Raw genomic sequence first — 17,873 nt, forward strand, 5'->3', positions numbered from 1 at the left:
CGCCTGCCTGAAGCCTGAAGGAGTACGTCATGACGAAGACCGTCAACCACTGGATCGGCGGCAAGACAGTGGAGGGCACGTCGGGCAGGTACGGTCCGGTCACGGACCCGGCCACCGGCGCGGTGACCACGCAGGTGGCGCTCGCCTCGACGGAAGAGGTCGACGCCGCGGTGGCCGCGGCGAAGGCCGCGTACGCGACCTGGGGCACGTCCTCCCTCGCCCAGCGCACCACGATCCTCTTCCGTTACCGCGCGCTGCTGGACGCCCACCGCGACGACATCGCCGCGCTGATCACCGCCGAGCACGGCAAGGTGCACTCGGACGCGCTGGGCGAGGTCGCCCGGGGTCTGGAGATCGTCGAGCTGGCGTGCGGGATCACCACCCAGCTCAAGGGTGAGCTCTCCACCCAGGTCTCCAACCGGGTCGACGTCTCCTCGATCCGTCAGTCCATCGGCGTGGTCGCGGGCATCACCCCGTTCAACTTCCCGGCCATGGTGCCGATGTGGATGTTCCCGCTGGCGATCGCGTGCGGTAACACGTTCGTGCTCAAGCCGAGCGAGAAGGACCCGTCAGCCGCCAGCCTGCTGGCCGAGCTGGCAGCGGAGGCCGGCCTTCCGGACGGCGTCCTCAACGTCCTGCACGGTGACAAGGTCGCGGTCGACGGCCTGCTCAACCACCCCGACGTGGCGGCCGTCTCCTTCGTCGGCTCCACCCCCATCGCCCGCTACATCCACGCCACGGCCTCCGCCAACGGCAAGCGCGTCCAGGCCCTCGGCGGCGCGAAGAACCACATGCTCGTCCTCCCGGACGCCGACCTGGACGCGGCGGCCGACGCGGCGGTCTCGGCGGCGTACGGCTCCGCCGGTGAACGCTGCATGGCGATCTCGGCGGTCGTCGCGGTCGGCGCGATCGGCGACGAGCTGGTCGCCAAGATCCGCGAGCGCGCCGAGAAGATCAAGATCGGCCCCGGCAACGACCCCACCTCCGAGATGGGCCCCCTGATCACCGCCGCCCACCGCGACAAGGTCGCCTCCTACGTCACGGGCGCGGCCGCCCAGGGCGCGGAGGTCGTCCTCGACGGCACGGGCCACACGGTGGAGGGCTTCGAGGACGGCCACTGGATCGGCCTCTCCCTGCTGGACAAGGTCTCCACCGACTCCGACGCGTACAAGGACGAGATCTTCGGCCCGGTCCTGTGCGTGCTCCGCGTGGAGACGTACGACGACGGCGTCGCCCTCATGAACGCCTCGCCGTTCGGCAACGGCACCGCGATCTTCACCCGTGACGGCGGCGCGGCCCGCCGCTTCCAGCTGGAGGTCGAGGCCGGCATGGTCGGCGTCAACGTGCCGATCCCGGTCCCGGTGGGCTACCACTCCTTCGGAGGCTGGAAGGACTCCCTCTTCGGGGACCACCACATCTACGGCAACGACGGCGTGCACTTCTACACCCGCGGCAAGGTCGTCACCACCCGCTGGCCGGACCCGGCGGACGCCCCGGCCGGCGTCGACCTGGGCTTCCCGCGCAACCACTGACCGCCCCGACGCAGGTTCCCGCCCGCCCGTAGCGACGATGACGCCACGGGCGGGCGTTTTCGTGATTGTCGTACCCTTCGTGGACTTGTGGTGTACGGGGCGAGGGGAGCACAGGTGATTCGGGTCGTCGTCGTGGATGACGAGCCGCTGGTCCGTTCGGGCCTGCGGGCGATCCTCGGTACGGCCGCGGACATCGCCGTGGTCGCCGACTGCGGCGGAGCGGGCGCGGCGGAGACGGTCGCGCGCCACCGCCGGACGTGCTGCTGCTGGACATCCGGATGCCCGACGTGGACGGTCTGACGCAGGCTGGTCGAGGAGAGCGCGCTGCCGGTGGAGCTGCACCTCGGCGACCTCGCCGGCCCGCTCCCCGAGGCCGTGGAGCGGGCCGCGTACCGGACGGTGCAGGAAGCGCTCACCAACGTACGCAAGCACGCCCCCGGGGCCTCGGCCCAGGTGGGGGTGGGACCCGCCGACGGGCGGCTGCACGTGGAGGTGCGCAACACCGCCCCCGACGGGAGCGCCGGTCAACCGGGGCTGCCCGCCGGCGGGATGGGCCTGGTCGGCCTGCGGGAGAGGGCACAGCTCCTCGGCGGCTCGTTCACCGCGGCCCCGCTGCCCGGCGGCGGATTCCTCGTCCGCGCCGCGTTCCCCCTCTGGCCCGCGCGGCCGGTTCCGTACTGCCTACGCGTCAGGGCCCGAGGCCCGGCGGAGGAGCTGTTCCGGCAGCCCGGCCCGGGCTCCGACGACCTCGATGCCGAGCAGCCGCCCCGCCTCGTCGAAGTCGAGGTTCAGGTCCGCGCCGCTGGGGGTCTCCAGAGTGAACTGCCGGACGGCGGTTCCATCGGCGATGCGCGCGACGAGGGCGACGTACGCGAGGTCGTTCTCGTGGTCGTATTCGATGTGCATGGTCACGCTTCGTTCCGCTCCGGGAGGGTTCGGGTCAGGTACGGCCGACGGGCGGTGGAGACGCTGTCGGCCTCGGCGGCCGTCGCGGTGAGGAGTACGGCACCGGCGGTGCAGGCGGCGACGAGTATCCGGGCGGCGCCGCGGTGGCGGCGGATGGATCGGTCGGTGGTGCGAGACATGTGCGTCCTTGCTGACGGCCCGGGAACGGGCCCCTGGTGAACAACAACGCCCAGCAGCCTGGCAGCGGGCCCCGCCCGGGGAATCCGCCCGGCGGCGGTGGATGACCCCCGCCGGTCGGCGGGGGGCGAACCGGTCGGAAGGGACGGCGGCGGTCCGTGGAGGGACGGCGCGGAGGGACGTACAGAGGGGCGGCTGCGGAAAACGGGATGCCGGGCCGCGGACCCGTACCGCATTGTGGGGCCCATGAACACCCCCGCGCTCCCGCCCCGTTACGAGATCCGCGCGCTGCACACCGCCACCACGGTCACCGTCTACCAGGCGTACCGGCCCGCCATCGGCATCCCCGCCGCGCGCGACGGGCGGTTCCCCGCCGAGTGGAAGCGGGACCGGATGACGTGGATCAAGCCCAGCTTCCTGTGGATGATGTACCGCTGCGGCTGGGGCACCAAGGAGGGCCAGGAGGTCGTCCTCGCCGTCGAGATCGCCCGGAGCGGCCTGGAGTGGGCCCTCGCGCACGCCGAACTCTCCCACTATGTACGCGATGTGCACCCCGACGAGGCGTCCTGGAAGCAGCGCCTGCGCGCCGCCCCCGCCCGGGTGCAGTGGGACCCAGAGCGCGACCTCGACCTGAACCCGCTCCCGTACCGATCCCTCCAGCTGGGGCTGAGCGGGGAGGCGGCCCGGCGTTACGCGGACGAGTGGACCGTCTCCGTACGCGATGTCACCCCGCTCGCCCGCGAGGTGCACGCGGCGGTGCGTGCGGGGGAGCGGGAGCGGGCCGCCGCCCTGCTGCCGGTGGAGACGCCGCTCGAACTCGACGCTCCGCGGCCGGCGCCGGCCGGGCGGTAGCCGGACCCGCCGCGGTCGTTGCGCGGCCAATGTCCGCAATGGGCTTCGGCCGGGATAAAGCCCCTACCGCATCCGGAGTACGGGGAGGGCGCACCGTACCTCTCAGGGAGGCCGCCCACCTCACCCTGGCGGCACTTCGGCCGGTGGCATCCTCCGTTTAGGGTCGAGGGATGGAGACCCCTACTGTTCGATGGCGGCGCCTGCTGCCCCAAACACCTGGCCGGTGGGCCGCGGCGCTCGCCGCGCTCGCCGTGCTCGTGGGCGGCGGCACCTGGACCGCCGTCGCCGACGACGGCCCGCCCGCCGTGCAGCGCGAGGACCGGATGCTGCGGCCGGGCGGTGTGCCGATCGACACCTCGTACTTCACCGCCGGAGGTTCCGGTCGGCGGCCGGCCGTGCTCATCGGCCACGGCTTCGGCGGCAGCAAGAACGACGTACGGGCCCAGGCCGAGAAGCTGGCCGCCGACGGGTACGCGGTGCTGACCTGGTCGGCGCGCGGGTTCGGCAAGTCCGGCGGAGAGATCTCCCTCAACGACCCCGGCCGCGAGGTCAAGGACGTCTCCGGGCTCATCGACTGGCTGGCCGAGCGGCCCGAGGTCGAGCTGGACAAGAAGGGCGACCCCCGGGTCGGCCTCACCGGTGCCTCCTACGGCGGGGCCGTCTCTTTGCTCGCCGCCGGGCACGACCAGCGGGTCGACGCCATCGCGCCCGTGATCACGTACTGGAACCTGGCCGACGCCCTCTTCCCGGACGGGGTCTTCAAGAAGCTCTGGGCCGGGATCTTCGTGACCTCCGGCGGAGGCTGCGAGAAGTTCGAGAAGCGGCTCTGCGAGATGTACGAGCGGGTCGCGGTCAGCGGCAAGCCCGACGCCGAGGCCCGCGCCCTGCTCACCGAGCGGTCGCCCTCCGCCGTCGCCGACCGCATCAAGGTGCCCTCGCTCCTCCTCCAGGGACAGTCCGACTCCCTCTTCCCGCTCGGCCACGCCGACGCGATGCAGAAGGCGATCAGCGCCAACGGCGCACCCGTCTCCGTCGACTGGATCTCCGGCGGTCACGACGGCGGCGACAACGAGACCGGGCGCGTCGAAGGGCGCGTCGGCTCCTGGTTCGACCGCTACCTGAAGGAGGAGACCGCTACCGACACCGGACCCGCCTTCCGCGTCACCCGTACCGGAGGCATCGACTCCACCGACGGCACCGCCCTCAAACGCGGCGCGAGCAGCGACACCTACCCGGGGCTGCGCAGCGGCGGCCGGGAGATCCCGCTCCAGGCCCGAGGCGCAGGCGCGTCCGCCGGAACCGGCACCGCCACCACATCCACCGGCTCCACGGAAACCTTCCGCAACCCCGCCGGCTCCGCACCGCCCGCCATCTCCGCCGTCCCCGGTGTCGGCGGCGGCCTCTCCCAGCTCTCCTCGCTCGGCGTCGGGCTCTCGCTCGACTTCCCCGGGCAGTTCGGCCGCTTCGAGTCGGCCCCGCTGGCCACTTCCGTACACGTCACCGGCACCCCCACCGTCCGCGTGCACGTCAAGGCGACCGAGGGCCGCGACGCGGTGCTCTTCGGCAAGGTGTACGACGTGTCGCCGGACGGCAGGCAGCAGGTGCTGCCCTCCCAGCTCGTCGCCCCCTACCGGATCACCCCCGACCAGCAGGGCAAGCCGATCGAGCTGGCACTGCCCGCCGTGGACCACGAGTTCGACGCCGGGCACCGGATGCGGCTCGTCTTCTCCGCGACCGACCTCGGCTACGCGTCCCCCGCCGAGCCCGCCACGTACACCGTGACGGCCCACGGACCGCTGACCGTCCCCACCGCACCCGCCGTCACCACCGCGGCGGCCGCCCTCCCCTGGTGGACCTGGGGCCTCCCGGCCGCCGCCCTCGTCGTCGCGGCCGCCCTCCTGCTCACCGCGCGCCGCCGCACCGCGACCCCGGCGCCGGACCCCGCGCTCACCGACGTACCGCTCCAGATCACCGGGCTCTCGAAGAAGTACGCGAAGTCCGTCGACCGGTACGCCGTGCGCGAGCTCTCCTTCCGCGTGGAGAAGGGCCAGGTGCTCGGGCTGCTGGGCCCCAACGGCGCGGGCAAGACCACCACCCTGCGCATGCTCATGGGGCTCATCACCCCCGACGAGGGCGAGATCCGCGTCTTCGGGCAGGCCATCCGCCCCGGTGCCCCGGTCCTCTCCCGCGTGGGCGCCTTCGTCGAGGGCGCGGGCTTCCTGCCGCACCTCTCCGGGCGCGCCAACCTGGACCTGTACTGGCAGGCCACCGGCCGTCCCGCCGAGGACGCCCACATCGAGGAGGCCCTGGAGATCGCCGGCCTCGGGGACGCGCTCGCCCGTGCCGTACGGACGTACTCCCAGGGCATGCGGCAGCGGCTCGCCATCGCGCAGGCCATGCTCGGCATGCCGGACCTGCTCATCCTCGACGAGCCGACCAACGGGCTCGACCCGCCGCAGATCCGCGAGATGCGGGACGTGATGATCCGTTACGCGGCCGGGGGCCGGACCGTCATCGTCTCCAGCCACCTCCTCTCCGAGGTGGAGCAGTCCTGCACCCACCTGGTCGTCATGGACCGGGGCCGGCTCGTGCAGGCCGGGCCGGTCGCCGAGATCACCGGATCCGGCGACATGATCCTGGTGACCACGGCCGACGAGGTGTCCGAGCCGCTCGTCGAGAAGGTCGCGTCGCTGCCCGGCATCGGCTCAGCCGTCCGCACCGACGAAGGGCGCGGGCTCCTCGTCCGCCTCGACGGGGCGACCACCTCGCGGCTCGTCGCCGATCTGGTCCGGCTCGACGTCCCGGTCACCGGCGTCGGCCCGCACCGCCGCCTGGAGGACGCCTTCCTCACCCTGATCTCCGGAGGAGCAGCATGAGCGCCCCCGTACAGCCCCCCGAGACCCGGGTGGAGGCCGAGCACCCGGAAGCCGCCGGCTACCGCGCCGGGCGCACGCTCCCCCTCCGCGTCGAGGCCATGCGGCAGCTGCGCCGCCGCCGCACCCTGCTCATGGGCGGGATCCTCGCCGCCCTCCCCTTCATCCTGATCGTCGCCTTCGCGATCGGCGGCACGCCGGACGGCGAGGACGGCGGCGGTGGAGGCCGGGGCGGGGGCCGGATCAACCTGATGGACGTGGCGACGGAGTCCGCCGCGAACTTCGCCGCCACCTCCCTCTTCGTCTCGGCCGGCTTCCTGCTGGTGGTGCCGGTGGCCCTGTTCTGCGGGGACACCGTCGCCTCCGAGGCGAGCTGGTCCTCACTGCGCTACCTGCTCGCCGCGCCCGTGCCCCGGACCCGGCTGCTGTGGTCCAAGCTCGTCGTCGCCCTCGGCTTCAGCCTCGCCGCGATGGTGCTGCTGCCGCTCGTCGCCCTGGCGGCGGGCACGGCGGCCTACGGGTGGGGCCCGTTGAAACTGCCCACCGGGGGAGCGCTGGCCGCCGGGGACACCGTTCCGCGCCTCGCGCTCGTCGTCGCGTTCATCTTCGTCTCCCAACTCGTCACGGCGGGGCTGGCGTTCTGGCTCTCGACGAAGACGGACGCCCCGCTCGGCGCGGTCGGCGGAGCGGTCGGCCTCACCATCGTCGGCAACGTGCTCGACGCGGTCACCGCGCTCGGCTCCTGGCGCGACTTCCTGCCCGCGCACTGGCAGTTCGCGTGGGCCGACGCGCTCCAGCCGGAACTGGAGTGGGGCGGCATGATCAAGGGGGCGGCGATCTCGGTGACGTACGCCCTGATCCTGTTCGCTCTGGCGTTCCGCGGGTTCAGTCGTAAGGACATCGTGTCCTGAACCTGATGTTCCGCGGGTTTGGCGGGCGCAAAGGTGCCCTGCCCGGCCTCTGTTGCCGCATCGAGATGGTTCCGCAACGCTTTCGTCGACTCCGGTCGGCGGCCCCGTACGTCACATTCACAGGTGTCGGAGAAGGAACGCGACACCGTGATGACGTGGGGGGTTACGGATGGACCAGCGAAACGGCAGGCGAACAGAGGCGCGGGCAGGGGGCTGGGCGGGGGGCAGGCCCGGGGCGGTGGCGCTCCTGCTCGCCGCCGGGATGCTGCTCACCGCGTGCAGCGCCGACGGCTCGTCGGGCGGCGCCACCGCGGACAAGCGCTCCGGCGCACGCCCGGCGGAGGGCACGACCGGCGCGCAGCCCGCACCGGGCGCGGCGGCCCCGGAGAAGGGCAGGCAGCCCGCGTCCGGGTCCGGGGAAGGCGGGGAGAAGGGGGACACGGCCAAGCCGGACATCGCCGCGCCGGACTACCTCTCCACCTTCGCCCTGGACGTGGACACCGCCAGCTACGGCTACGCGCGCCGCACCCTCGGTGACGGCAGGCTGCCCGACGCGGCGGACGTACGGCCGGAGGAGTTCGTCAACAGCTTCCGCCAGGGGTACGAGCGGCCCAGGGGCAACGGGTTCTCCGTCACGGTCGACGGAGCGCGCATCGGCGGGGGCTCCGGCGCCTCCGACTGGTCGCTGCTGAGGGTGGGGCTGGCCACCAAGGCCGCCCCGCCGAGCAGCGAACGCCCGCCCGCCTCGCTCACGTTCGTCGTCGACATCTCCGGTTCCATGGCCGGCCCCGGCCGCCTGGGGCTGGCCAAGAAGTCCCTGAACATCCTGACCGACGAACTGCGCGACGACGACTCCGTCTCCCTGGTCACCTTCAGCGACGAGGCCGAGACACGACTGCCGATGACCCGCCTCAAGGGCAACCGGAACAAGATCCGGGACGCGGTGGCCGAGATGGAGGCCGCCCAGTCCACCAATGTGGAGGCGGGAATCAGGCGGGGCTACGAGGAGTCCGTCAAGGGCCACCGCAAGGGCGTGAACAACCGGGTGGTGCTGCTCTCCGACGCCCTCGCCAACACCGGCGACACCAACGCCGACGGCATCCTGGAGAAGATCGACGCCGCCCGCCGCGAGTACGGCATCACCCTCTTCGGGGTCGGCGTCGGCAGCGACTACGGCGACGCGTTCATGGAGCGGCTCACCAACCGGGGCGACGGCCACACCACGTACGTCGGTGACGAGGAGCAGGCCCGCAAGGTCTTCGTCGACCAGCTGCCCGCCCACATCGAACTCCGGGCGCGCGACGCCAAGGCCCAGGTGGCCTTCGACCGCAAGACGGTGAAGCAGTTCCGGCTGATCGGCTACGAGAACCGCAAGGTCGCCGACGAGGATTTCCGCGACGACGGCGTCGACGGCGGCGAGGTCGGCCCCGGTCACACGGTGACCGCGCTCTACGCCGTCCGGCTGCGCGAGGGCGCGTCGGGCCCGGTGGCCGAGGCGACCGTGCGCTGGCTCGACCCCAAGACCCGCAAGGCGTACGAGGAGAGCGGCTCCGCGCGGACCGGGACGATCGACGGCAAGCTGTGGGGCGGAGATGCGCAGCGGCTCCAAGTGGCGGCAGTGGCGGCGTACTTCGCGGACACCCTGCGGGGCGGTGACCTGCCCGGCACGCCCGCCCTGGGGGAACTGGCCTCCCGGGCCACGAAGCTGGCGGACGAGACCGAGGACAGTTCCGTACGGAAGCTGGCGACGGCGATCGGACAGGCGGAGGCGCTCAGGAACGGGACCGGGCCGGAGGACGGGGGAGACACGGGCGAGGGGGAGATCGGCTGATCCGGCCGGCACCGCCGCCGGCGCACGACGTTCGCACAGTCATGCGGAATATGGCTGTGCGAACGGCTGTCGCCGGTCATGATGACCGCCATGACCTCCCTGTTCCTGGTGCTCTCCGTGATCGTCACCGGCCTCTACGCGGGCTTCATGCTGTCGTTCCTGATCGCGATCATGCCCGGCCTCGCCGTACTGACGGACGAGCAGTTCACGGCGGCGATGCGCCGCTTCAACGAGAAGGTCCCCGGACCCCTCTTCCTCGTCCTCTTCCTCGGCGTCGTCGCCCTGCCCGCCGCCGCGCTCTTCACCGGACTCGGCGAGCACGACTCGGTGGAGGGCCCCGCACTCGTGGGGGCGCTCGTCTGTGTGGTCGCCGGTCACCTGGTCACGATCGCCGGGAACATCCCGCTCAACAACGCCCTCGCGAAGTTGGAGGGCGGCGACGACAGCGCCGCACGTCAGGCCTTCGAACCCCGCTGGAACACCTTCCACCAGCTCCGCACCGCCTTCGTGCTGGCTGCGTGCGTCCTGCTGGCCATCGCGCTGTAGGCCCGATCGCGATGGAGGACCCGATCGCGATGGAGGCCCGTCGAGCTGTAGCCCGTCGAGCTGCAGGCCCGTCGGCGGTACGGTTCCGGCTCCGGCGCCGGCTCACACGTTGGGCACCTTGAGCCGGTCCCAGCTGGTCTTCCCCGGGACGCCGTCCGCGTCCGTGCCCGTGTAGCCCAGCTTGCGCTGCCAGGCCGCGTACGAGTTCCGGTCCGCCGTCGACCAGGCCGGGCCGGGGCCCACCGCGTACCGACCGCAGCCCTCGGCCACCAGCCGTTTGCCCATCGCCGTCACGATCGGGCTGTTGCGGCCGGCCTTGAAGAAGGATGCCCCGGGGAACGGCTCGTACGTCGGTCTCGGAGGCGGCTGGGATGGCCCGTCCGGCGAGCCGCCCAGCCGCTTGCCGATCCTGGTGCGCATCGAGCTCATGGTGAAGCCGCGCGGATCGACCTTGCCCGGCTGCCACTCCAGGTGCCCGATCACCGATCGCTCGCCCCAGCCGTGCGCCCGGCAGACGGCCGCGGCGGCCCGCTCGATCGCCAGCAGCTGGGCGGCCGGCCACGGGTCCTTGCCGTCGCCGAGGTTGACGCACTCGAAGCCGTAGAAGTACCGGTTGCCGTCGGTGTTGGCCTCGTTGTCCGGCGGCAGGGCCTTCTCCGCGATGACGGCACGCAGGACGTCGTCGTCGCCGAGCCCGGCGTGGTTGGCGCGCCCGTTCCCCACGAGGTGGACGGTCCCGTCCTTGGCGATCACCCCGTGGCAGAGGGGGCCGGGGAGGGCGGAGTGGCCGTTGTAGCAGAGCTCGACGGAGGAGGCGGTGCCCGATGTGACGGTGTGGTGGATCATGACGCCGTGCGTCGGGCCCCAGGGTCCCTTGTGATTCCGGTTGTTCGTACGCCAGCTCCGGTGCTCGACGACGTGGAGGCCTTCGTCGCGGAGGGCTTTGAGCAGCTTGTCGGCGGACAGCGGCGTCGCCATCGTGGCGCTCCTTTCCAGGTGGTGCGTCGGTTCGCAGGGGTGTTCGGAGGGTGGAGGACAGGCTTGGATGCCGGACGGCACAACGAAGTTGCGCGCGCCCGAGCGGGGTTGCGGAGAGGTGGGGGGCGCCCAGCGACGGGATTCCGCCTACGGGCCGTACAGGATCGATTTGCCCGTTCTTGCGCCGCCCTGAACGTCATCCCGTACCGAACGTTTCCTCGGCCCGCCACTCTTGTGCTGCGGATTCCGCTTAGGGGGACCGAAGGGGTGGAGGGGGCGGGAGTTCCGGCGCCGGTGCGCGGTACGGCAAGGAGGAAACGCGCCGCTTCCCCGTACTCCCGTCGTCGCTCCCGTGGTACTCCCGTCGCCGTATGCGCTCGCGGCCCTCGGCTTCTACGGCGAGGGGGCGACGGCCTTCGGCCGCCTCGCCGCACGCGGGCGCGCGCTGCCGCCGCTCGCCGCGGATCCGGCGGTGGTGGCGGTGGCAGGCCTGTTCACCGACGGCGGCGTCACGGCCGCCGCCCTGCTGCTCCGGTGACAGGACGCGTGAAAGGGGACGCGTGAAGGAGGATCCGGTGCGCTGCGGCTCTTGCGCCGCCACTACCCCGCTCCCGCTTAGTCAAGAGCAAGGGCTGGGGCAGTGACTCGGCGAGGTGCAGGACGCATCGGCCCCCCTGGTCGCGCAATCGCCGATGGGGTCACCGCTCCGGCCTGTAGGGAGCCGTGTACGGCTCCGTGGGCTGGCGGACCTCGCCGAAAGCACCATTCCGGGGCACGGAAAACCCGCCGCAATCGATCTTGCGGCGGGTTGCAGGCATCTTCCGGCCTGCTACAACGAGGCGCCCCCGGCAGGACTCGAACCTGCGGCCAAGCGCTTAGAAGGCGCCTGCTCTATCCACTGAGCTACGGGGGCCGGGAGCCCTGATCGGGTGGTTCCGTGGCCGTGCCGGGACAAGGATAGGGCTCCGATCGCCTGGACCCGGTTGCTTCACCTGCGTGGCACGATGTGGAGGTTCGGTGAAGCGAACCGATAATCGCAGGTGAGTGCGGAACCTGCACCGCTTTTCGCGCTGCGCGGCCCGGGTGTTGTGCACTCGTTATGCCTGCGCCCCACTCGTCCCTCTTGTCCGGACTGTGTCCCGACTCCGCCCGGGCCCTGTCCAGAGGGTGGAACCGCCGCGCAGAGGGGCCTATACGCTTCAAAAAGGCGCCAAAATTGGGCATTCTTCGCATGTGGTGACCATGGACGTACGGCCTCAGCTCATCGACGCACTTTCCGCCCTGCGCGACCGTGTCGCCGCCGTGCGCCTTCCACTCCCGCTGCCGGGGGCCGAACGCGCCCGGCAGACGAGGGTCGAACTCCTCGCACAGCTCGACGACTACCTCCTGCCCCGGCTCAAGGACCCCGAGGCCCCACTGCTCGCCGTGATCGGCGGATCCACCGGGGCCGGGAAGTCCACGCTGGTCAACTCGCTCGTGGGGTGCCGGGTCAGCGAGGCCGGGGTACTGCGGCCCACCACGCGCACACCGGTGCTGGTGTGTCACCCCGACGACCACCACTGGTTCGCCGGCGTACGGGTGCTGCCGCAGCTCACCCGCATCTGGCTGCCGCCGGGTCAGGCCCGGGACCCCGACGGGCTCGACGACCTCGGGGCGGGCGCGGACGACGACGCGAACATTCTGCGGGTGGAGACCGCCGTCAGCCTGCCCCGCGGGCTCGCGATCCTCGACGCCCCTGACATCGACTCCCTCGTCGTACGCAACCGGGTCCTGGCCGCCGAACTCATCTGCGCCGCCGACGTCTGGGTGATGGTCACCACGGCGTCCCGGTACGCCGACGCGGTCCCCTGGCATCTGCTGCGTACGGCGAAGGAGTACGACGCCGCCCTCGTCACCGTCCTCGACCGGGTCCCCCACCAGGTGATCGCCGAGGTCTCCCGGCAGTACGCGGCGCTCCTGACCCGCGCCGGTCTCGGGGACGTGCCCCGGTTCACCATCCCCGAGCTCCCCGAGTCCGCGGGCGGCGGCAGCGGGCTGCTCCCCACCACCGCCGTCGCCCCGCTGCGCGCCTGGCTCACCCACCGGGTCCAGGACCCCGCCGCCCGGCAGCAGGCGGTGGGGCGCACGGCCTCCGGGCTCATCGAATCGCTCAATGTACGGATGCCCGAGCTCGCGTCGGCAGTCGCCGCGCAGTACGCGGCGTCCGTACGGCTCACCGGCGTGGTCGAGGAGGCGTACGGCAAGGAGGCCGCCCGGATCCGGCGCAGGCTCCAGAGCGGGGCGGTCCTCTCGGGGGACGCGCGGACCCGGTGGCGCGGCTACCCCCTCTACAGCGCTCCCGGCGAACTCCTCGAAGCCCTGGTGGACAGCCTGACCGCCCTCCTCGAGTGCGCCGTCTCCGCCGCCGACGAACAGATCCGCACGGAGTGGAGCCGCGAGCCGGCCGCCGGAGTGTTCCGGTTCGAGGGCGCTGGGCGGGAAGCCGGGGGATGGGGGCCCGCCGAGGACATCGACGGCCGGATCGCCGTGGCCGTACGGCGGTGGCGGCGGGTCATCGAGGAGCTCGCCGAGGAAGAGGTGAGCCAGCTCGAACGCAGCGTGGCGCCCGACCCCGAGACCGTCGCCGCCCTGCTCGCGGCTGCTCTGCTGGGCGGGCGGCGGGCCCGTACGGCGGGGGAGCAGCTCGCCGAACGCATCGGGGCCCAGGGCGCGCTGCGCCTCCGCGACAAGGGCGGCGAACTGCTGACGGCCTATCTGGACCAGGTGCTCGGCGGCGAACGCGACCGCAGGCTCGCTCCGCTCGACGCGCTCGACGTCGCCCCCGAGCCGCAGGCCGCGCTGATCGCCGCGCTTTCCGTACTGCAGAAGGAGAGGTGGCAGCGATGACTGCCGTCACGGATGAGGACCAGGGCAACGGCACGGCGGGGACGGGCGAGCGGAAGGAGGAGGCTCCAGAGGGTCCGGGCAAGGACGTCGGGTGCTGGGACGACGGGCTCATCGCGCGGCGTGCCGCGGCGGTCGATGCCCAAAGCGGCGACTTCGGCACCGGCGGTTCCGGAACTGGTGATACCCGTACCGGCGATCGCTCCGCCGATTCCGAAGGGTCCGCCGACTCCGCTTCCGAGGACGACGACGTACGGCCGCAGGTCGAGGCGTACGGGTCCTCCGGCGGCCCTCTCCCCGCCCGCCTCGACGCCCTGCGCGAACTCGTCGGCCTCTCCCGCGCCCGGCTCGACCGGGACACTCTCACCGAGGCCGGGCGCGTACTGGACGAGGCGGCCGCCCGGCAGCGGCTCTCCTCGCGGCACACGGTCGTCGCCGTCGCGGGGGCCACCGGGAGCGGCAAGTCGACCCTGTTCAACGCCCTCGCCGGCGCCCAGATCTCCGACACCGGGCTGCGCCGCCCCACCACCTCCCAGCCCATCGCGTGCAGCTGGACCGACGGGGCCGCCGGCCTGCTCGACCGCCTGGCCATCCCCGGCCGGCTCCGCCGCAGGCCCCACCCCGGGCCCGCCGCCTTCGACGAGGCGCTCCAAGGGCTCGTCCTGATCGACCTGCCCGACCACGACTCCGCCGCGACGGCCCACCGGGACCAGGTGGACCGGGTGCTGGCGCTGGTCGACGCGGTGATCTGGGTCGTCGACCCGGAGAAGTACGCCGACGCCGCCCTGCACGAGCGCTACCTGCGCCCGCTCGCCGGACACGCGGAGATCACCTTCGTCGTCCTCAACCAGATCGACCGGCTGCCCGGCGAGGCCGCCGACCTCGTCCTGGACGACCTGCGCAGGCTCCTCGACGAGGACGGCATGGCGCTGGGCGAGCACGGCGAACCCGGCGCCACCGTCATGTCCCTCTCCGCGCTGACCGGCGACGGGGTGCCCGAACTGCGGGAGATGGTCGGCCGGTTCGTCCAGGACCGCACGGCCGCCACCCGCCGGCTCTCCGCCGACGTGGACGCGGCGGCGGCGCGGCTGCGTCCCGTGTACGTGGCGGAGGGGCGGCCCGGTCTCGGGGAGCGGGCCCGGGAGGAGTTCACCGACCGGCTGGCCGAGGCGGTCGGTGCGGCCGCCGCCGGGCAGGCCGCCGAGCGGGAGTGGCGCAGGAACGCGGGGCGGGCCTGCGGGACGCCGTGGCTGCGGCTGTGGCGCTGGTACGAGTCCCGGGGGCTGCCGGGCAGCCTGGACCGGATGGGCCAGGCGCTCGCCCCGCCGGAGGAGGAGCCGACCGCCCGGCAGCGGGTCGAGCAGGCGGTCCGGATCGTCGCGGACGACGCCGCCGCCGGGCTGCCCGCCCCCTGGGCGCAGGCGGTGCGCGAGGCGGCCTTCAACGGGGCGAAGGGGTTGCCGGAGGCGCTGGACGAGCTGGCAGCGGGGGGCGGTGCCTCCAAGGGGTCGGGTGGCTCCGAGCGGTTCGGCACGGCGGCGGGCCGGGGGCCGGCCACGGGCGTGGCGCTCGGCGGGCGGCCGGCCAGACCGCCCCGGCCGAAGTGGTGGCCCGCCGCGGTGCTCGCCCAGGTGTCCATGACGCTGCTTCAGGTCTTCGGCGGTCTGTGGCTGCTCGGCCAGATCGTCGGGGTCCTGGAGCCGGGGCTCGTCACGCCCGCCCTGATCATGCTGGCCGGCGTCGTCGGCGGGCCGCTGGTGGAGTGGTCCTGCGCGGCGGCGATCCGGGGCCCCGCGCGGCGCTACGGGCAGGACGCCGAACGCCGGCTGCGCGAGGCGGCGGCCGGGTGCGGCCGGGCGAGGGTCCTGGACCCGGTCTCGGCGGAGCTGGTGCGGTACCGGGAGGTGCGCGAGCGGTACGCGGCGGTGACGGAGTTTTCCACAACCGGCCAGTAGTCCACAGGCTCCGGCGCCATTCGCTTCCGGCGTCCACCATGAGGTTGTTGCACCGGTGGACGGAACGACGGAGCGACGGAACGAGCGGTACGACGGAAACGGGGCGGGAAATGAACGAGACGATGGTGACGCTGGTGGGAAACGCCGCCACGGCGGTGGACTTTCGCGAGACGGCCACGGGGGGAATGGCGCGATTTCGCTTCGCCGTGACACCGAGGCGCCGGGACCGCGAGACGCAACTGTGGACGGACGGGCCCACCAGCTTCTACACGGTGTGGGCCTGGCGGACGCTCGCCGCGAACCTGGCCGGTTCGGTCGCGATCGGTGAACCGCTGCTGGTGCACGGCCGCTTGAAGGTCCGCGAGGAGGAACGGGAAGGTGGACGGCGGACGTTCGTCGACGTCGAGGCGGTCGCGGTCGGCCACGATCTGAGTCGGGGGACCGCCGCCTTCCGCCGGGCCGTCCGGACCGAACCGGCGCTGACGGCATCCGGGCGCAGCAGGGCTGACGGAGAGTCGGAAGGTGATTCCGCCGCGTCACAAGCTCTGCGGGAAGGAACTGCCGAAAGGGTCGCTGTGTCCTGAAAGGGCTGGTCGGGGGGGCAGCCCCGGCGATAACGATTCCGATTCGGAATGGTTGGCCGGGGGCAGTACGGGGGACTGCGGTTCGCCCGGTCCTTAGGATTCCCAGAGCTCATGGGTCACTTGAGTCTGCTGGCGGGGCATTCCCCACACGCGCACCACGCGCGAGGGTCTCGCCCGGAGGGGAATTCTGTGTTTTCTGCGTCTTCAGTGTCCGCTTCGCAATCCGACGCGAAGGCGGTGCACGCCGTCCGCGGCGGAACAGCGCGCAGCGGGGAAACCGGCAGAGCGGGGCACGCCGGGGAGACCGGGCGGAGGGGGCGCGGCCGCGCCTTCCTCCGGCCGGTGACCGCGCTGCTGCTCTCCGGTCTCGTCACGGCGGCGACCCTCGCCGGGACGGGCACCGCGGCTGCCGACGACCCGGGCCGGCACCACGGCGGCGCGGCCGCGGTGCTCGACGGGCTGAAGACCTTCGACAGCGCCGTGCTCCGCATGCCGGGTGAGAACGGCGCGCCCGCCCGTACGCAGGAGCTGCCCGCCGGCCTCTTCGAGATGACCGTGGACGGCGGCGGCAAGCTCAAGACGTACTGCATCGACCTCCACAACCCCACCCAGGACCAGGCGAAGTACCTGGAGACCCCCTGGGCCGAGACCTCCCTCGGCGCCAACGGGAACGCGGGGAAGATCCGGTGGATCCTCCAGCACTCCTACCCCCAGGTCGACGACCTCGCCGCGCTGGCCGAGGCGGCGGGCACCGGGCCGCTCACCGAGCGGACCGCCGCCGCGGGCACCCAGGTCGCCATCTGGCGCTACTCGGACGGCGCCGATGTCACCGCGTCGGACAAGCAGGCCGAGAAGCTCGCCGACTGGCTGCACAAGCGCGCGCGCAACGTCGCCGAACCCCGGGCGTCGCTGACGCTGGAGCCCGCGGCGGTCTCCGGCCGGGCGGGGGAGTGGCTGGGCCCGGTGACCGTCCGTACGGACGCGGACCAGGTCTCCGTGTCGCCCCCGGTGGACGCGGCGGCGAGCGGTATCACGGTGACCGACGAGGAGGGCGTGCCCGTCACCTCCGCCGCCGACGGCGCCCGCCTCTACTTCGCCGTGCCGAAGGCCAGCGCCGACGGCTCCGCCTCGCTGTCCGTCCAGACCACCACCTCCGTACCGGTCGGCCGCGCCTTCGCCGGGACCACCCGCACCCAGACCCAGATCCTGGCCGGATCCAGCGAGTCCACGGTCTCCGCACGGGCCACCGCCACCTGGGCCGAGACGGGCGCCGCCCCGGCCCTGACCGCCCGGAAGAACTGCGTGGCGGGCGGCGTGGACATCACGGCCGCCAACCAGGGCGATGAGCCCTTCACCTTCGAGCTGGGCGGCGCCGAGCACACCGTGGCCGCCGGAGCCACCGAGACGGTGACGATCCCGGTCGCCGAGGACCAGGCGTACGACTTCACCATCACCGGCCCCGGCGGCTTCCGGAAGAGCTTCACCGGCGTACTGGACTGTGCCACCAGCGGCAGCGTCATCGCGGCCGAGAAGGACCGGCAGGGCGCCGACGACACCGGGGTCGGCACCCAGAGCGCCCGCCGGTCCGTGCCCGCCTCGACCGGCACCACCACCTCCGGCCTGGAGGGCGACCTCGCCGCGACCGGCGGCTCCAGCACCACGCCGATGATCGCCGCCCTCGCCGTCGGCTTCCTCGTCATCGGCGGCGGCGCCCTGCTCGTCATGCGCCGGAAGGAAGCACAGCAGCACGCTGAGTAGTTCCGGGTTGCGCGTACGTGAGCCGTGACGGGTGGCCGATCCCTGGACGGGTTTCCGTCCGGGGATGGACGTCAGGCAAGATGGGGT

14 protein-coding genes, 1 tRNA gene and 2 pseudogenes are annotated in these 17,873 nt (G+C 72.8%); 13 read left to right on the top strand and 4 right to left on the bottom strand.

Features of this window, described 5'->3' with window-relative positions; translation table 11 throughout:
• Positions 1-29: 29 nt before the first annotated feature.
• The 3 genes and pseudogenes from mmsA to ABZ154_RS13990 form a co-directional block, all read left to right on the top strand.
• Entirely contained in the window at positions 30-1,532 is a 1,503-nt protein-coding gene (gene mmsA / locus ABZ154_RS13980) for a CoA-acylating methylmalonate-semialdehyde dehydrogenase (protein WP_356832234.1), read from the top strand.
• Positions 1,533-1,646: 114 nt separating this feature from the next.
• A pseudogene (locus ABZ154_RS13985) lies at positions 1,647-1,834 on the top strand (response regulator); the annotation flags it as partial.
• 67 nt (positions 1,835-1,901) lie between these two features.
• A pseudogene (locus ABZ154_RS13990) lies at positions 1,902-2,183 on the top strand (ATP-binding protein); the annotation flags it as partial.
• Between the two features lie 30 nt (positions 2,184-2,213).
• On the opposite strand, the gene ABZ154_RS13995 reads toward ABZ154_RS13990, so the two are convergent.
• Positions 2,214-2,438 (bottom strand): DUF2283 domain-containing protein, encoded by a 225-nt coding sequence (locus ABZ154_RS13995; RefSeq protein WP_356832386.1) that lies wholly within the window; start codon positions 2,436-2,438, stop codon positions 2,214-2,216.
• 2 nt (positions 2,439-2,440) lie between these two features.
• The gene (locus ABZ154_RS14000; RefSeq protein ID WP_356832236.1) at positions 2,441-2,617 is read right to left on the bottom strand and encodes a hypothetical protein; all 177 of its coding nucleotides are present in this window, start codon (positions 2,615-2,617) and stop codon (positions 2,441-2,443) included.
• 244 nt (positions 2,618-2,861) lie between these two features.
• On the opposite strand from ABZ154_RS14000, the gene ABZ154_RS14005 reads away from it, so the two are divergent.
• The 5 genes from ABZ154_RS14005 (at position 2,862) to ABZ154_RS14025 (ending at position 9,628) form a co-directional block, all read left to right on the top strand.
• Positions 2,862-3,467 carry a DUF4291 domain-containing protein gene (locus ABZ154_RS14005; protein WP_356832239.1) on the top strand — a complete coding sequence of 202 codons (606 nt, stop codon included), beginning with the start codon at positions 2,862-2,864 and terminating at the stop codon, positions 3,465-3,467.
• 170 nt (positions 3,468-3,637) lie between these two features.
• Complete coding sequence (locus ABZ154_RS14010; protein WP_356832241.1) at positions 3,638-6,343, top strand: alpha/beta fold hydrolase; 2,706 nt, start codon at positions 3,638-3,640, stop codon at positions 6,341-6,343.
• Positions 6,340-7,251, top strand: coding sequence for an ABC transporter permease (locus ABZ154_RS14015; protein WP_356832243.1), 912 nt, complete (start codon positions 6,340-6,342; stop codon positions 7,249-7,251). The genes ABZ154_RS14010 and ABZ154_RS14015 overlap by 4 nt, the downstream gene beginning before the upstream one ends.
• Positions 7,252-7,513: 262 nt before the next feature.
• Positions 7,514-9,082, top strand: coding sequence for a von Willebrand factor type A domain-containing protein (locus ABZ154_RS14020; RefSeq protein ID WP_356832388.1), 1,569 nt, complete (start codon positions 7,514-7,516; stop codon positions 9,080-9,082).
• Between the two features lie 78 nt (positions 9,083-9,160).
• Positions 9,161-9,628, top strand: a complete 468-nt coding sequence (locus ABZ154_RS14025) for an anthrone oxygenase family protein (protein ID WP_356832245.1) — start codon at positions 9,161-9,163, stop codon at positions 9,626-9,628.
• A 102-nt stretch (positions 9,629-9,730) separates the two neighbouring features.
• On the opposite strand, the gene ABZ154_RS14030 is transcribed toward ABZ154_RS14025, so the two are convergent.
• A complete protein-coding gene (locus ABZ154_RS14030; RefSeq protein ID WP_356832247.1) occupies positions 9,731-10,606 on the bottom strand; it encodes a peptidoglycan-binding protein in 876 nt (291 codons plus the stop codon).
• A gap of 352 nt (positions 10,607-10,958) precedes the next feature.
• Between ABZ154_RS14030 and ABZ154_RS14035 the strand changes: the two genes are divergently transcribed.
• Positions 10,959-11,144, top strand: coding sequence for a hypothetical protein (locus ABZ154_RS14035; RefSeq protein ID WP_356832249.1), 186 nt, complete (start codon positions 10,959-10,961; stop codon positions 11,142-11,144).
• Between the two features lie 302 nt (positions 11,145-11,446).
• On the opposite strand, the gene ABZ154_RS14040 is transcribed toward ABZ154_RS14035, so the two are convergent.
• Positions 11,447-11,519: transfer RNA gene (locus tag ABZ154_RS14040), tRNA-Arg, on the bottom strand.
• A 329-nt stretch (positions 11,520-11,848) separates the two neighbouring features.
• Between ABZ154_RS14040 and ABZ154_RS14045 the strand changes: the two genes are divergently transcribed.
• The 4 genes from ABZ154_RS14045 (at position 11,849) to ABZ154_RS14060 (ending at position 17,786) form a co-directional block, all read left to right on the top strand.
• A complete protein-coding gene (locus ABZ154_RS14045) occupies positions 11,849-13,492 on the top strand; it encodes a dynamin family protein (protein ID WP_356832251.1) in 1,644 nt (547 codons plus the stop codon).
• The gene (locus tag ABZ154_RS14050) at positions 13,489-15,444 is read left to right on the top strand and encodes a GTP-binding protein (protein WP_356832253.1); all 1,956 of its coding nucleotides are present in this window, start codon (positions 13,489-13,491) and stop codon (positions 15,442-15,444) included. Before ABZ154_RS14045 ends, ABZ154_RS14050 begins: the two co-directional genes overlap by 4 nt.
• A 110-nt stretch (positions 15,445-15,554) precedes the next feature.
• Positions 15,555-16,028: a single-stranded DNA-binding protein gene (locus ABZ154_RS14055; protein ID WP_356832255.1), complete on the top strand. Its 474-nt coding sequence runs from the start codon at positions 15,555-15,557 to the stop codon at positions 16,026-16,028.
• 207 nt (positions 16,029-16,235) lie between these two features.
• On the top strand, positions 16,236-17,786 hold the full coding sequence (locus ABZ154_RS14060) for a Cys-Gln thioester bond-forming surface protein (protein ID WP_356832257.1): 1,551 nt from the start codon (positions 16,236-16,238) through the stop codon (positions 17,784-17,786).
• Positions 17,787-17,873 lie beyond the last annotated feature (87 nt).

It is taken from the genome of Streptomyces sp. NPDC006261, from assembly GCF_040613515.1.
Taxonomy (GTDB): Bacteria; Actinomycetota; Actinomycetes; order Streptomycetales; family Streptomycetaceae; genus Streptomyces.

What these genes read in the sequence shown, in the direction of transcription:
- ABZ154_RS14025 (WP_356832245.1), top strand. Translation starts at nt 9,161, where the DNA reads ATGATGACCGCCATGACCTCCCTGTTCCTGGTGCTCTCCGTGATCGTC.
- ABZ154_RS14010 (WP_356832241.1), top strand. Translation starts at nt 3,638, where the DNA reads ATGGAGACCCCTACTGTTCGATGGCGGCGCCTGCTGCCCCAAACACCT.
- ABZ154_RS14045 (WP_356832251.1), top strand. Translation starts at nt 11,849, where the DNA reads ATGGACGTACGGCCTCAGCTCATCGACGCACTTTCCGCCCTGCGCGAC.
- ABZ154_RS14050 (WP_356832253.1), top strand. Translation starts at nt 13,489, where the DNA reads ATGACTGCCGTCACGGATGAGGACCAGGGCAACGGCACGGCGGGGACG.
- ABZ154_RS13995 (WP_356832386.1), bottom strand. Translation starts at nt 2,438, where the DNA reads ATGCACATCGAATACGACCACGAGAACGACCTCGCGTACGTCGCCCTC.
- ABZ154_RS14030 (WP_356832247.1), bottom strand. Translation starts at nt 10,606, where the DNA reads ATGGCGACGCCGCTGTCCGCCGACAAGCTGCTCAAAGCCCTCCGCGAC.
- ABZ154_RS14055 (WP_356832255.1), top strand. Translation starts at nt 15,555, where the DNA reads ATGAACGAGACGATGGTGACGCTGGTGGGAAACGCCGCCACGGCGGTG.
- ABZ154_RS14020 (WP_356832388.1), top strand. Translation starts at nt 7,514, where the DNA reads ATGCTGCTCACCGCGTGCAGCGCCGACGGCTCGTCGGGCGGCGCCACC.
- ABZ154_RS14015 (WP_356832243.1), top strand. Translation starts at nt 6,340, where the DNA reads ATGAGCGCCCCCGTACAGCCCCCCGAGACCCGGGTGGAGGCCGAGCAC.
- ABZ154_RS14005 (WP_356832239.1), top strand. Translation starts at nt 2,862, where the DNA reads ATGAACACCCCCGCGCTCCCGCCCCGTTACGAGATCCGCGCGCTGCAC.
- ABZ154_RS14000 (WP_356832236.1), bottom strand. Translation starts at nt 2,617, where the DNA reads ATGTCTCGCACCACCGACCGATCCATCCGCCGCCACCGCGGCGCCGCC.
- mmsA (WP_356832234.1), top strand. Translation starts at nt 30, where the DNA reads ATGACGAAGACCGTCAACCACTGGATCGGCGGCAAGACAGTGGAGGGC.